We start from the raw sequence: 14,750 nt of genomic DNA on the forward strand, positions 1-14,750 counted from the left end.
AAGCGCCGGAGGGCACTGTGACACCGGCCGGGCGGCGGGTGGGAGGACAGGCAATTTCGGGCGCGATCCGATCCGGGGACGTAGCCTGCTTGGGGACCCCGACAGTGTGGATAGAACGTACATCGGGTTACCGTTCGAGTGGCGTTGCGGACTTTTCCCGTTTGACACGGGCCCAGGAGGTACGGTCACACTCCGCAGCGACACCCCTTCGACCCGGAGAGAAGAGCGAAGTTGTCCCCGACCCGCGAGACCGCACACAGCGGCCGCCGACTCGTCATCGTCGAGTCGCCTGCCAAGGCGAAGACGATCAAGGGCTATCTCGGCCCTGGATACGTCGTCGAGGCCAGCGTCGGGCACATCCGCGACCTCCCCAACGGGGCCGCCGAAGTGCCGGCGGAGTACAAGGGCCAGCCGTGGGCACGGCTCGGCGTCAATGTGGACAGCGATTTCCAGCCGATCTACGTCGTCAACGCCGACAAGAAGGCTCAGGTCAAGAAGCTCAAGGATCTTCTCAAGGACTCCGACGAACTATTCCTGGCCACCGATGAGGACCGCGAGGGCGAGGCCATCGCGTGGCATTTGCAGGAAATCCTCAAGCCCAAGGTGCCGGTGCACCGCATGGTGTTCCACGAGATCACCAAGGACGCGATCCAGGAAGCCGTCCGTAATCCGCGGGAGCTGAACCAGCGGCTGGTCGACGCCCAGGAGACCCGCCGTATCCTCGACCGGCTCTACGGCTACGAGGTCTCCCCGGTGCTGTGGAAGAAGGTCATGCCGCGGCTGTCGGCGGGCCGCGTGCAGTCGGTGGCCACCCGCCTGGTGGTCGAGCGCGAGCGCGAGCGGATGGCGTTCCGCTCCGCCTCCTACTGGGACCTGACCAGCACCTTCAACACCGGCAGGACCGGTGACGCCTCCGACCCGTCCACGCTCACCGCCCGGCTGATCGCGGTCGACGGCCGCCGGGTCGCCCAGGGCCGTGACTTCGACGCCTCGACCGGTGCGCTCAAGGACGGCGCCAACGTCCTGCAGCTCGACGAGACGGCCGCCCGCGAGCTGGCCGCGGCCCTCGCCGACTCCCGGTTCTCGGTCCGCAGCGTCGAGTCGAAGCCCTACCGCCGCTCGCCGTACGCCCCGTTCCGTACCACCACCCTCCAGCAGGAGGCGTCGCGCAAGCTCGGCTTCGGCGCGAAGGCCACGATGCAGGTGGCGCAGAAGCTGTACGAGAACGGCTTCATCACCTACATGCGTACCGACTCCACCACCTTGTCGGAGACGGCGATCCGGGCCGCCCGGGCGCAGGTCACGCAGCTCTACGGCGCCGACTACCTGCCGGACAAGCCGCGGGTGCACGCCGGCAAGGTGAAGAACGCGCAGGAGGCGCACGAGGCGATCCGCCCGTCCGGCGACCGCTTCCGCACCCCCGCGGAGACCGGCCTGACCGGCGACCAGTTCCGGCTCTACGAGCTGATCTGGATGCGGACCGTCGCCTCCCAGATGAAGGACGCGGTCGGCCAGTCCGTCACCGTCAGGGTCGGTGGCGCCGCCGCCGACGGCCGGGACACCGAGTTCTCCGCGTCCGGCAAGATCATCACCTTCCACGGCTTCCTCAAGGCGTACGTCGAAGGTGCCGACGACCCCAACGCCGAGCTGGACGACCGCGAGCGCCGGCTGCCGCAGGTCGCCGAGGGCGACCCGCTGACCGCCGACGAGATCACCGCGGACGGCCACTCGACCAAGCCGCCCGCCCGCTACACCGAGGCGTCGCTGGTCAAGGAGCTGGAAGAGCGGGAGATCGGCCGCCCCTCCACGTACGCCACCATCCTGGGCACCATCCTCGACCGCGGCTATGTCTTCAAGAAGGGCACCGCGCTCGTCCCGACATTCCTCTCCTTCGCGGTGGTCAACCTGCTGGAGAAGCACTTCGGCTGGCTGGTCGACTACGACTTCACCGCCTCGATGGAGGACGACCTCGACCGGATCGCCCGCGGTGAGGCCCAGTCCGTGCCGTGGCTGCGCGCCTTCTACTTCGGCGCCGACCCCGGCAGCGGGACCCCGGCACTGGCGGTCGGCGGCAATGGCGACGGCGACCACCTCGGCGGCCTGAAGGAACTCGTCGAGGACCTCGGCGCCATCGACGCCCGGGAGATCTCCTCCTTCCCGATCGGCGACGGCATCATGCTGCGGGTCGGCCGTTACGGCCCCTACGTCGAGAAGGGCGAGCGCGGCGAGGAGGACCACCAGCGGGCCGACGTGCCCGAGGACCTGCCGCCGGACGAGATGACCGTCGAGTACGCCGAGGAGCTCTTCGCCAAGCCCAGCGGCGACTTCGAACTCGGCACCGACCCGGCGACCGGCCGGCCCATCGTCGCCAAGGACGGCCGCTACGGGCCGTACGTCACCGAGGTGCTTCCCGAGGACACCCCGAAGACCGGCAAGAACGCGGTCAAGCCGCGCACCGCCTCCCTCTTCAAGTCGATGTCCCTGGACACGGTGACGCTGGAGGACGCGCTCAAGCTGATGTCCCTGCCGCGGGTCGTCGGCAAGGACGCGGACGGCGTCGAGATCACCGCGCAGAACGGCCGCTACGGGCCTTACCTCAAGAAGGGCACGGACTCGCGCTCCCTGGAGACCGAGGACCAGCTCTTCAGCATCACCCTCGACGAGGCGCTCGCGATCTACGCCCAGCCCAAGGCGCGGGGCCGCGCCGCGGCCAAGCCCCCGCTGAAGGAGCTGGGCACGGACCCGGTCAGCGAGCGGCCCGTCGTCGTCAAGGACGGCCGCTTCGGTCCGTACGTCACCGACGGCGAGACCAACGCGACGCTCCGCCGTGAGGACGACGTCGAGACGATCACGCCGGAACGCGGCTACGAACTCCTCGCGGAGAAGCGGGCGAAGGCTCCCGCCAAGAAGACGGCGAAGAAGACGCCTGCGAAGAAGTCCCTGGCGAAGAAGGCGGCGGCCAAGTCCCCGGCGAAAAAGGCGACCCCAGCCAAGAAGGCCGCCGCCAAGAAGACCCCCACCTCGGCGGAGTAGCCGGTAACGCCCCGCCAGGGGCGCGAGGAACTGCGCGAACGGCCATGACGGGGCCGCACTCCGTCACCGGCCGAAAGGGGCTGTTGCTGTCGTGTCCGGACCACCGGCCGGTGGCCGGTTGCTCGCGCAGTTCCTCGCGCCCCTTCGGGGCCGCCCTTCGGGGCGGGGAGCGCGGGGGTGCCGTAGGGCCGTGGGACAACAACCCCCTCCGTTTGTTCGGCCGGAGGCGTTTGGTTTCCGCGCTCCGGATAGGCTGTCAGGATGACGCGATCCGAGCAGCCAGCGCAGCCCGCCGACGTCACCGAGGCGTTCGCCGACGACCTCGCTGCTGACTCCCGGGAACGTGCCGTCGGCGCACTGCTGAAGATCCCCGCGCTCCGCCGGCTGTGGAGCGCCCAGTTGACCGGCGCGGTGGCCGACCGCCTCGGCCTGCTCGCACTGCTCGTCCTCACCGTGCAAGCAGTCGCCGGCTCCGGCTCCTTCGGCGGCGGCTACCGCGGCATCGCCCTCGCGGCCGCTGCCGTCTTCGCCGCCCGCCTGATCGCGACCCTGCTCTTCGGCGCCGTCCTGCTCGGCCCGCTCTCCGCCCTGACCAGTGCCACCGGCCCGCTCGACCGGCGCTGGACGATGATCGGCGCCGACGGCGTGCGCCTCGCGCTTTTCATCGTCGCCCCGCTCTGGATCACCTGGGTCCCGGACTCCGCCCACCTCTGGCTGCTCTGCTCCGCCTTCGCCACCGGCCTCGCCGAACGGCTGTGGACCGTGGCCAAGGACGGCGCCGCCCCTTCGCTGCTGCCGCCGCCCGGCGACACCTCGGTACGGCCCGCGCCCGACAACCTCGCCACCCTGCAACGGCTGTCCCTGCGCACCGGCTTCGTCGCACTGCCGCTGGCCGCCGCCGCACTCGTCGTCGTCACCCTGATCAACACGCTGATCGCGGTGGGCGTCGACTGGTTCCACCTGCACCAGGTCGCGCTGGCGTCCTACGTCGCGGCGGGCCTCTTCTCCTCCTCCATCGCGATCCTCTACCTGCTGGAGCTCCCCTCCGGGAGCACCGCCCGCCCCCGCTCCCCGCTGGAGGGCCTGCGGCTGCCGAAGGGACCCGCGGGCGCCGAACGCGGCCGGACCGGCTCGCTCCCGCTGCTCGTCCTGGCCACCTCCGCGGTGACCGGCGCGATCGGCGCCGCGGTGGCCGTGTCGATCCTGCACGCAGGCGACCTCGGCTTCGGCCCGGTCGGTTTCGGCCTGCTCGTCCTGGCCTTCACCGCCGGTACGGTCGCCGGCATCCGGTTCGCGCCGCGCATCCTGCCCGGCCTGTCCCGGCGGCGCCTGCTCTCGCTGGCCATCGGCGTCACCGGGCTCGCCCTGCTGCTCACCGGCATCGTCGCCGACCAGACCACGGTGCTGCTGCTCGCGCTGCTCTCCGGGATCGCCGCGGGGGTCACCGCGAACACCGGGCACGTACTGATCGAGCAGGAGGCCGAGGAAGGCCGCAGGGCGCGTACCACCGAGCACCTGCAGGCGGTCTCCCGCGCGGTGCTCGGCGTCGCCGCCATCGGCGCGCCGCTGCTCGCCGCCCTGATCGGCCCGCACCGCATCCACCGCGGCCACTTCACCTTCGACCACGGCGGCGCCGAGTACACCCTGATGCTCATCGGCGCCCTGCTGCTGCCGGTCGCCGCACTCGTGCTCGGCAAGACCGACGACCGCAGCGGCGTACCGCTGCGGCGCGACCTGCGCGAGGCGCTGCGCGGCGGCGAACCGGCCGTCGCCCCGGCCGACTCCGGCTTCTTCATCGCCCTGGAAGGCGGCGACGGCGCCGGCAAGTCCACCCAGGTCGAGGCGCTCGCCGAGTGGATCCGCGGCAAGGGCCACGAGGTCGTCGTCACCCGCGAGCCCGGCGCGACAGCCGTCGGCAAGCGGCTGCGCTCGATCCTGCTCGACGTCTCCTCGGCCGGCATCTCGCACCGCGCCGAAGCGCTGCTCTACGCGGCCGACCGCGCGGAACACATCGACAGCGTGGTCCGCCCCGCTCTCGCCCGCGGCGCGGTGGTCATCTCCGACCGCTACATCGACTCCTCCGTGGCCTATCAGGGCGCGGGCCGCGACCTCGCCCCCACCGAGATCGCCCGGATCAACCGCTGGGCGACCGGCGGGCTCATCCCGCACCTCACGGTGCTGCTCGACGTCTCCCCGGAGACCGCCCGCGAGCGCTTCACCGAGGCGCCCGACCGCCTCGAATCCGAACCGGCCGCCTTCCACCAGCGGGTCCGGGCCGGTTTCCTCACCCTGGCCGCCGCCGACCCCGCCCGCTACCTCGTGGTGGATGCCGGGCAGGCTCCCGAAGCGGTCACCACCGTCGTACGGCACCGGCTCGACCAGGTCCTCCCGCTCTCGGAGCAGGAAATAGCCGCCCGCGCGGAAGCCGAGCGCAAGGCGGCCGAGGAAGCGGCCCGTATCGCCGCGGAGGAAGCCGCCCACAAGGCGGAGCTGGAGCGTCAGGAACGGGAACGCCAGGCGCAGCTGGAAAAGCTCCGCCGCGAGGAGGAAGAGCGCCGCGTCGCCGCCGAGGAGGCGGCCCGGCGGGAGATCGAGGAGCGCAAGGCCGCGCAGGCGGCGGAAGAGGCCCGCCTCCGTGAGGAGGAAGCCGCCCGCGTCGCGGCCGCGGAGGCCGCCCGCCGGCAGGCCGAGGAAGACGCCCGCGCCGCCGAGCAGGCACGCCTGCGACGGCTCGCCGAAGAGCAGGCCAGGCTCCGCTCCGAAGCGGAGGAGCGGCGCCGCGAGAAGCAGCGCAAGGCGGAGGAGGCGCTGCTGCGGGCGGAAGCGGCCCGCACCGCGGCGGCGGCAGCCGCGGCCAAGGCGGCGGCGACCCCGCCTTCCGCTGACGCGGAGAAGACCACGGAGCTGCCCTCCGTCGCCACGGCGGACACCGCCAAGCTCCGGCCGGTCCGGCCGGTCCGGCCGGTGGAGCCCACGGAGTCCGGTGCGGGCGCGGCGGACGAGACCGCGGTGCTCCCGGCCGTCCCGGCCGACCCGGACCCCTCCGAGACCACGACGGTGCTGCCGCCGGTGGTCGACCCCGAGCGGGGCCAGGACTCGTCGGAGACCACGACGGTGCTGCCGCCGGTGGTCGACCCCGAGCGGGGCCAGGACTCGTCGGAGACCACGACGGTGCTGCCGCCGGTGAAGGACTCTGGCCCGGATTCGTCCGAGACGACGACGGTGCTGTCGCCGGTGAAGGAGCCTGGTCCGGATTCGTCCGAGACGACGACGGTCATGCCGCCCGTCACACCCAAGACCGACGACACGGACGCTCCCCCGCCCGCGCGGGACGGCGACTCCTCCCCGGTGGACCGGGTGCCCGACTGGCTCTTCCGGCCCGAGCAGCCGGAGGGCGACCGCACCCGCGAACTCCCCGCGGTCCAGCAGCCCCCGGCCCAGCCCCGCCCCCGCCCGGTCTGGGCCGAGGAGACCCCCCTCGACGACCTCCCCACCCTCGCCGACGAACTCCTCGGCCCCCACTCCGACGACGACCCCCCCGAGCCCCGCCGCTAGCCCCCCGGCGGGCGGTCCGGATACGACCGCGGGTGCCCCTCCGCTCCGCTAACGGGGTGCGGCCTCGTCGTGGCTGTTCGCGCAGTTCCTCGCGCCCCTGTGGGGCGAGCCACTCCGCGAGGAGGACCTGTGCCCCGAAGGGGCGCGGGGAACTGCGCGCTCAGCCGGCCACCGGCCGGCGGTCCGGATGCGACAGCGACAGCCCCTTTCGGCCGGTGGGCGGGGTGCGGCCCCGTCGTGGCCGTTCGCGCAGTTCCTCGCGCCCCTGTAGGGCACCGCTCCCAGCGGAGTGGCGCGCCCCCGTGCGTCGCGACGGGAATAGCGAAGGCCCGTCGCCCGGTTGCCCGGAGGGGAAAAGGTCGCCGGAGCCGGAAGAGAGACAGCCGTGAAAGTCGAGATCTACAGCGACATCGCCTGCCCGTGGTGCTACCTCGGCAAGGCCCGTTTCGAGCGCGCGCTGGCCGCCTTCCCCAAGCCCGTCGAAGTCGTCTACCGCCCCTTCCAGCTCGACCCCAGCGCCCCGCACGAGCCCCGCGCCCACCGCGAGGTGCTGGCCGCCAAGTTCGGCCCCAAGGCACTGGCCATGGACGGCCACCTCACCAAGCTCGGCGCCGACGAGGGCCTGACCTTCGATTTCGACACGGTGCTGGAGAACAACTCACTGCTCGCCCACCGTCTGCTGCGCTTCGCGCTGGACGAGTACGGGGCCGAGACGCAAGGGCGGCTCAAGGGCCGGATCATGACCGGCCACTTCAGCGAGGGCCTGGACATCGGCGACCGCGCCCAGCTCACCGAGACCGCCGTGGCGGCCGGCCTCGACCGTGCCGCGGTGGCCGCGTTCCTCGACAGTGACGAACTGCTCGACGAGGTCGCCGCCGACATCGACGAAGCCCGTCAGCTGGGTATCACCGCCGTGCCGACCTTCATCTTCGAGGGCAAGTGGGCCGTCCAGGGCGGCCAGGAGACCTCGTACTTCCTGCAGGCGCTGGAGCAGGTGGCCAAGGAAACGGCCGCCGAGGACGCGCCGGCAGCTCACCCGGCGGACACCGCGGACGCCGACGCCGCGTGCGCCGACGGCGTCTGCGCGGTGCCGGCCGACCACCCGGCAGCCGCGGCCAACTGACCACGCACAACCACAGAGCGGCGGGTTCCGCGAAACCGGACCCGCCGCTCCGTCGTGCCCGCGCTACGAGCAGGTGATCACCGAGTCCCCCCAGTCGGCCAGATTCGCCGGCGCGAGGCCCGACCGCTGCGGCTGGACCACCAGCTTGACGGTGGTGACGCCGGTCAGCCCGACGTGGACCGGCACCGCCGGGTCGCCGCCGCGGACCACCGGTGAGGACCACAGCCGGGTGCCGTCCCCGTAGACCGAGAACCGCAGGGGCGCCCCGAGCCAGCGGGTGAGGTCGTCCACGCCGGCGCTGGCGTCGTAGGACACGCACGCCCGGTTGAGGTCGATCGTCACCGTGGACAGGCCGCGCACCGTGATGCCGTGGCCGTACCGGTCGCCGCCGATGCTGAGCCCCCAGCGGTCCCACCACCAACTGCCGCCGCCCGGGCGGATGGTGGGCCCTTCGGTGTCCTGGCCGCGCCCGACCGGCAGGGAGTTCACCTGGTACGTGACCGGCTCGGGCGGCGGCGGAGGCGGCGGTGTGGTGGGCGGCGGCGTCGTGGGAGACGCCGGGGGAGTGGCCGGCGAAGTGGTCGGCGCCGGCCTCGGAGGCGCCGACGGCTTGGGCTTCGGCGGGTCCGGTGCGACGACCGGCACCGTCGGCGGGGCCGGCTCCGGGGTCACCGAGGGCGCGGGCCCTGGCGGTACGGCCACGGGGGCCGGCGGCTTCGGCTTGGGCTTGGGCGCGGGGGACTGCGGCGGCACGGGTACGCCCGGCACGCTGACCGGCGGCTTGGCCGCCACCGGCTTGGGCTGCTGCTTGCCGTCGCCCCCGGTGAGGGCGACGGCAACCGCGGCAGCGGCCACGGCGGCCACCACGGCCGCCGCGATCCCGGCCTTCGCGGGCGCTCCGAGACCTTCCGCGGCGGCGCCGCCGCTCGCGGCACCCGCCCCGCTGCCCGATCCGGTGGCCGCCGCCGCGGCGCCTCCCGCGGCCCCGGCAGCGGCCGCGCCGCCGGCCACCGCGACGCCCGCCGCCTTGGCGGCGTAGACGGCGGCGAACCAGCCGATGTACGCGACCGGCAGGAGTCCCTTGAGCGCCGAGTTGAGGTCGGCCAGTTCCCGCGAGGCGGCGGAACAGCGGGCGCACCCCTTGAGGTGACGGTTGAGTTCGCGGTCGGCGCGGGTCCGCAGCGCCCCGCGGGCATGCGCGCCGAGCCGGTCGGCGTAGCGCGCGCATTCACCCTCGGCGGTCAGGGTCGCGCTGACGTGTGCCTGCAGATACGCCTGCCGCAGGCCCTCCCGGGCCCGGTGCGCGAGCACCGCGGCGGCGTTGGGCGTCAGGCCGAGCAGCGGCGCGATGTCGCTGGGCGACTCGTCCTCCACCGCGGTGTGCCAGAGCACGGTCTGCCAGCGCTCGGGCAGCGTGCGGAACGCCCGGATGGCAAGGGACCGTTCGGCCTCGCGCATCGCCCGCACCTCGGCGCCGAGGTCCGCGTTCTCCTGCGCGCTCGCGGCGCCGGCCGCGGACACCGCGAAGACCGCGAAGTCCTCGACGAGGTGCTCGCGCCGCGCGGTGTTGCCCCAGGTGGCCGCCACCCGGCGGACGGTGGTCAGCAGATAGGCGCGGACCGCGGTCTGCGGGCCACTGCCGCCGCGGATCGCCTGCAGTGTGCGGGCGAAGACCTCACCGGTCAGATCCTCCGCGGTGTGGGCGTCGCGGCAGCAGGTCCGCGCGTACCGCCGGACGGATTCGGCGTGCCGGCGGTACAGCTCCTCGTAAGCGCTGTCCTGCCCGCCCCGCACCTGCGCCAGCAACTCGGCGTCCGCCAGGTCCGCCCGGGCGTCCGCGCCGTGCGGACCGGGGTGTCCCGCGGCGAACACGTCGTCGTCGGCCGGCGCGGTCTCCGGCTTCCCGGGCGCCTCGCCCTGCGCCGGCACCTCGCTCTGCGCCGGCACCTCACCGTCGCGGTCGCCGCTCCTGGCGGTCCCGGCGCGTACGGCGTCGGGGCGTACTGCGTCCGGGCGTACGGGCTCGGGCCGCGCCGCCGGATCACGCTGACCTGGCACCCTGCGCGACGGCGTGCCGTCGCTGGTCTCCGCGTCCGCCGCCGCGGCGCCGGACTCCCCGCTTCCCTCATCCACGGCGCAAGCGTGGCACAGGAGAACCCCCCGGCGTCATGGCATCGGGCGGAACCATCCCTCCGAGACCCCCTCATGCAGGGAATCCCGCACTTTCACTCTTTCGGGTCGCGGGAGGTGCCGGTGTTTCCGCCCGGAAGACTCTCCGGGCGGAAAGCTCCGGGCGGAAGGCAAGGAAAGCGCGGAACGGAAGGGCTACCGCGGACCGGCGGAAGCCGCCGGGCGGTCAGCCGGCCGGTCGGGTGCCGGCTCCGTGCGCCGCTCCGCCGGACGGGACCGCAGTCCGTCCAGCAGGATGTCCAGCAGCCGGGCGGAGGCAGCGGCGTGCTCCGCCGGGTCCGGCAGCGTGGGCGCGGCGGTGGCGATGACCAGCAGCACGTCGGCCACCGAGACGTCACCGCGCAGCTCGCCCGCCTCGCGGGCCCGGTCGACCAGCTGTCCGACCACGTCGAGCAGCGTCCGTACCCCGTCCTGGTCCTGTTCGCCGTCGAGCACGTCGGCGATCCCGGTCCCGGCGTCCGCCACCGCGAACCGGGTGCGCTGCTGCGGCACCCGTGCCTCGTCCTGGTCGTCGGCGGGCCCCTGCACGCGCAGCACCTGCGGCGGCAGCAGCCGTCCGGCGCCGGACGCGGCCGAGGTGCGCAGGAAGCGCGCCAGCGCCGACCACGCCTCGTTCTCCTGCCCGAGCGCGGTCCGCGCCTGCTCGGTCAGCCGTGCCGTCTCTTCTTCGGCGATCCGCCTGACCAGCACGTCCTTGCTGGGAAAGCGGCGGTAGACGGTGCCGACGCCGACCCGGGCGCGCCGGGCCACGTCCTCCATCGGCGCCCCGTAACCGAGTTCGCCGAAGACCTCACGGGCCGCCCGGAGCACGTGCTCCAGATTGCGCTGCGCGTCAACCCGCAGCGGGGCAGCCGTCCCCACACCCGCGCGTCCGGTGGAACCGCTTGCTGCGACGCGTCGAGAGTCCTGAATCTGCATATGCGTATCCCCCGCAAAAATCTCTCATGTCTCCCCCCGGAGACTCCCCACCCTTAACCAAGATCCCTGCGCATACCGCGCAGTACTACGAGATACAAACATAGTTGAGTGCGCGTCAAGAAAGAAGGGGGCGGAGGGGACAGGGCGCTCTCCTGGGGCATACGACCCCATACCACCCGATCACCGTATCGCGCGAGCGCCCGGTACCCCGGTGGGCCCTTTGCCCGATGATGCGCCCTCACCGCCCCGCTCGGCAGGCGATTTCCCGGAAAGGTCGTGTCCGGCCTGTGGACAAACGGCTCAGGTCCATTGCCTCATGGAGCAATGACGGAGTCGGCAGCTTTGGCCACAGCATGCACCCCGCGCATTCTTGTCGTCGGCGGTGGCTATGTCGGGTTGTACACGGCCCTGCGGCTGCAGCGGAAGCTCAAGCGCGGCGAGGCCGGGATCACCGTCGTCGAACCCCAGCCGTACATGACCTACCAGCCCTTCCTCCCCGAAGCCGCGGCCGGTTCCATCTCCCCCCGGCACGTCGTCGTACCGCTGCGCCGGGTGCTGGACAAGTGCCGCATCGTGGCCGGCGAGGCCCGCGCCGTCGACCCCGGCAAACAGACCGTCGCGGTGACCACCCCGGCCACCCCTGAGGAGGGCGGCGACGCCCTGGAACTCGGCTACGACCACCTCGTCCTCGCCCCCGGTTCCGTCTCCCGCACCCTTCCGATCCCGGGCCTGGCCGAGTTCGGCATCGGTTTCAAGACCGTCGAGGAGGCCATCGGTCTGCGCAACCACGTGCTGGAGCAGCTGGACATCGCCTCCTCCACCCGCGACGCCGCCCTCCGGGAGGCCGCGCTCACCTTCGTCTTCGTCGGCGGTGGCTACGCCGGGGTGGAAGCGCTCGCCGAACTGGAGAACATGGCCCGCTACGCGGTCCGCTACTACCACAACGTCCGTGCCGAGGACATGAGATGGGTCCTGGTCGAGGCGACCGGCCGGATCCTGCCCGAGGTCGGCGACGAACTCGGCAAGTACGCGGTACGCGAGCTGCGCGGCCGGAACATCGACATCCGGCTCGGCACCCGGCTGCAGTCCTGCGAACACCGCGTCGCGGTTCTCTCCGACGGCGACCGGCTGCCCACCAGAACCCTGGTGTGGACCGCGGGCGTCAGACCCGCACCGATCCTCGCCGCCTCCGGGCTGCCGCTCGACAGCCGGGGCAGGCTGACCGCCGAGGCCACCCTGCAGGTCACCGGCTTCCCCGGCGTGTGGGCCGCAGGCGACGCGGCGGCCGTCCCCGACCTCACCGCAGAGCAGCCCGGCGCCGAGACCGCGCCCAACGCCCAGCACGCCGTCCGCCAGGCCAAGGTGCTCGCCGACAACATCGTCGCCGAACTGCGCGGCCACCGGCCGAAGGAGTACCGCCACAAGTACGCCGGCTCGGTCGCCTCCCTGGGCCTGCACGAAGGCGTCGCGTACCTCTACGGCCGGAAACTCAAGGGCTATCCCGCCTGGTTCATGCACCGGGCCTACCACCTCAGCCGGGTGCCCACCGTCAACCGCAAGGCGAAAGTGCTCGCCGAGTGGGTGCTCGCCGGGCTCTTCAAACGGGAGATCGTCTCGCTGGGATCACTGGAACACCCGCGCGCCGAATTCGAACTGGCCGCCGGTTCCGGGCGTAAACCCGACGAGACCTGACCGCCGCGCGGGCGACTGCGATTCCCCCCGGGGGCACCGGTCGGCCACACTGGGCGGGTGACCACGCGTGCCCCAGCACTGGCGAACAGTGCCACATACGAGGAATCGGACGTTTGAACCTTACGCGCTGGAGCGCCCGGCTCCCCGGAACACAGCGACGCAGTGCCGTACCCGCCGCACGCGGCAAGGCCGGCGATCCCGCCGCACCGGCCACCGGAACGGGCCCGGGCGGCATGGGACGACCATCCGCCCCGCCGGCCGCCCCGCCCCAGGTCACACCGGTCACGCCCGGCCGCGAGCCCTCGGTCCGCGGGGTGCTGCGGCTGCTGCCCGCACTCATCGCGGTCACCTACGGGCCCAGCCACCGGGTGGGCTTCGTCAACGACGCCTACACCGGTGTCTTCGGGCCCCGCGACACCGGCGCCCCGGCCCGCGAGGCACTGCCGGAACTTGACGAACTCGGCCTGCTCCCGCTGATGGACCAGGTCCACCGCAGCGGCAAACCACGCACCGTCAAGGCCCGCAAGGTCACCTGGTCCGACGATTCGGCGCTCACCCGTCAGGGTTACTTCACTTTCACCTGCACCCCGGTCCAGCCCGACGACCCCGAACCCGAACGCCGCGGCGTCCTGGTCTTCGCCGCCGACGTCACCGACCAGGTGCAGTCCGCGGAACGGCTGCGGGAGAGCGAACGCCGCCTGCACGAGACCGCGGTCACCCTCCAGCGCAGCCTGCTGCCGCAGCAGCTGGAACAGCCCGACGACCTGAGGGTCGCCGCGACCTACCAGCCCGGTGGCACCGACGCGGCGGTGGGCGGCGACTGGTACGACGTCATCACGCTGGGCGCCGGCCGGACCGCCGTGGTCATCGGGGACGTGATGGGCCGGGGCGTGCGCGCCGCCGCCGTCATGGGCCAGCTCCGCACCGCGGTACGCGCCTACGCCCGGCTCGATCTCCCCCCGCACGAGGTGATCCAGCTCCTCGACGGGCTCGCCTCGGAGATCGACGCCACCCAGATCGCGACCTGCGTCTACGCCGTCCACGACCCCAGCGAGGGCAGGCTCTCCTTCGCCAGCGCCGGCCACCTGCCCATCCTGATCCGTGACCCCGACGGCACCGTCCGGATCGCCGCCGAACCCACCGGCCCGCCGCTCGGCACCGGCGGCTGGATCCACACCTCCGGCAGCATCCCGCTGGGCCCCGGCTGCACCGCCGTCCTCTACACCGACGGCCTCATCGAACGCCGTGACGAGGACATCGACGAGGGCGTGGCCGCCCTCACCCGCGCGCTCTCCGGCGCCACCGGCGCACCCCAGGTGATCTGCGACCGCCTGATGCGCGCACTGGGCGTCACCTCCGAGCACGACGACGACGTGGCCGTGCTGGTGCTGCAGTACCCGGAGCACACCGGCGGCGACGCCGAGCTCTTCCGCAACGCCTCGCTCGAACTCCTCGGCGGCGTCGAAGCGGCCCCCAGGGCCCGCGCCTTCGCCTCCGGGGTGCTCGCCTCCTGGCGCTTCCCGGTCGAACTCACCGACCTCGGTGTCCTCGCCGCCAGTGAACTCGTCGCCAACTCCCTCAAGCACGGCACCCCGCCGATGCGGCTGCGGATGCGCCGCACCGACCGGCGGCTGATCATCGAGGTCACCGACGGCGACGAGCACCTGCCACGGCGGCGGCGTGCCGAGCCCGCGGACGAGGCGGGCCGCGGCATCTCGATCATCGCCACCATCGCCTCCGCCTGGGGCTCGCGCATCACACCGGGCGGCGGCAAGGCCGTCTGGTGCGAGTTCGCCCTGCCGGAGCAGGGCGAACCGGCGGCCGTGAGCGCCTGAGCCACCGGTCCCGCGGACCCGGCCGGGATCAGCCGGCCGGCACCCGCTCGGGCACCGGAACCCTGGACCGCGCCACCACCAGGGAGTGCCGCAGCGGGGTCTCCTGGACCGGCGTGAGCCGGCGCCCCATACGCAGCGCGGTCACCGAGATCGCCAGCGAGCTGACCACGAGCATCACGATGTACGGCCCGTACGCGCCCGCGCCGGCTATCAGCCCGCCGACCGCCGGGCCCAGCGCCAGCGCCAGCTGCTTCACCAGCGCGAACGCCGCGTTGTACTGACCCACCATCCGGTCCGGCGCCAGATCCGCGACTAGCGGGGACACCGTCGGCGAGAGCATCGACTCCCCGAGCCCGAAGAGCGCGTACGTCGAGATGATCGCGGTGACCGCCAGCGCGTGGTGG

Annotated in this window: 8 protein-coding genes (1 of these 8 running past the window's edge); 5 read left to right on the plus strand and 3 right to left on the minus strand. The window is 73.0% G+C overall.

Features of this window, described 5'->3' with window-relative positions; all coding sequences use genetic code 11:
• Positions 1-231: 231 nt before the first annotated feature.
• The 3 genes from topA to OG552_RS19785 all read left to right on the plus strand — a co-directional run bounded on the left by topA (position 232) and on the right by OG552_RS19785 (position 7,711).
• Positions 232-3,033 (plus strand): type I DNA topoisomerase, encoded by a 2,802-nt coding sequence (gene topA, locus OG552_RS19775; RefSeq protein WP_329134754.1) that lies wholly within the window; start codon positions 232-234, stop codon positions 3,031-3,033.
• 261 nt (positions 3,034-3,294) lie between these two features.
• A complete protein-coding gene (tmk, locus tag OG552_RS19780) occupies positions 3,295-6,588 on the plus strand; it encodes a dTMP kinase (RefSeq protein ID WP_329134756.1) in 3,294 nt (1,097 codons plus the stop codon).
• Positions 6,589-6,973: 385 nt separating this feature from the next.
• Positions 6,974-7,711 carry a DsbA family oxidoreductase gene (locus OG552_RS19785; protein ID WP_329134757.1) on the plus strand — a complete coding sequence of 246 codons (738 nt, stop codon included), beginning with the start codon at positions 6,974-6,976 and terminating at the stop codon, positions 7,709-7,711.
• Between the two features lie 63 nt (positions 7,712-7,774).
• On the opposite strand, the gene OG552_RS19790 is transcribed toward OG552_RS19785, so the two are convergent.
• Complete coding sequence (locus OG552_RS19790; RefSeq protein ID WP_329134759.1) at positions 7,775-9,844, minus strand: sigma-70 family RNA polymerase sigma factor; 2,070 nt, start codon at positions 9,842-9,844, stop codon at positions 7,775-7,777.
• A 192-nt stretch (positions 9,845-10,036) separates the two neighbouring features.
• Entirely contained in the window at positions 10,037-10,819 is a 783-nt protein-coding gene (locus tag OG552_RS19795; RefSeq protein ID WP_329134761.1) for a TetR/AcrR family transcriptional regulator, read from the minus strand.
• Between the two features lie 324 nt (positions 10,820-11,143).
• Here OG552_RS19795 and OG552_RS19800 point away from each other — a divergent pair, with 324 nt between their 5' ends.
• Entirely contained in the window at positions 11,144-12,511 is a 1,368-nt protein-coding gene (locus OG552_RS19800) for an NAD(P)/FAD-dependent oxidoreductase (RefSeq protein WP_443070979.1), read from the plus strand.
• A 113-nt stretch (positions 12,512-12,624) separates the two neighbouring features.
• Positions 12,625-14,346: an ATP-binding SpoIIE family protein phosphatase gene (locus tag OG552_RS19805; protein ID WP_329134765.1), complete on the plus strand. Its 1,722-nt coding sequence runs from the start codon at positions 12,625-12,627 to the stop codon at positions 14,344-14,346.
• 28 nt (positions 14,347-14,374) lie between these two features.
• On the opposite strand, the gene OG552_RS19810 is transcribed toward OG552_RS19805, so the two are convergent.
• Positions 14,375-14,750, minus strand: partial view of an MFS transporter gene (locus OG552_RS19810; protein ID WP_329134768.1) — the 3' end only. Its footprint extends 926 nt past the window's final position; only the last 376 of its 1,302 coding nucleotides appear in the window; the start codon falls outside the window, past its right edge; the stop codon is at positions 14,375-14,377.

The organism is Streptomyces sp. NBC_01476 (genome assembly GCF_036227265.1).
GTDB lineage: Bacteria > Actinomycetota > Actinomycetes > Streptomycetales > Streptomycetaceae > Actinacidiphila.

Bases quoted from the DNA above. Each gene is read 5' to 3' on its own strand.
- tmk (WP_329134756.1), top strand. From the start codon at position 3,295: ATGACGCGATCCGAGCAGCCAGCGCAGCCCGCCGACGTCACCGAGGCG.
- OG552_RS19795 (WP_329134761.1), bottom strand. From the start codon at position 10,819: ATGCAGATTCAGGACTCTCGACGCGTCGCAGCAAGCGGTTCCACCGGA.
- OG552_RS19800 (WP_443070979.1), top strand. From the start codon at position 11,144: ATGACGGAGTCGGCAGCTTTGGCCACAGCATGCACCCCGCGCATTCTT.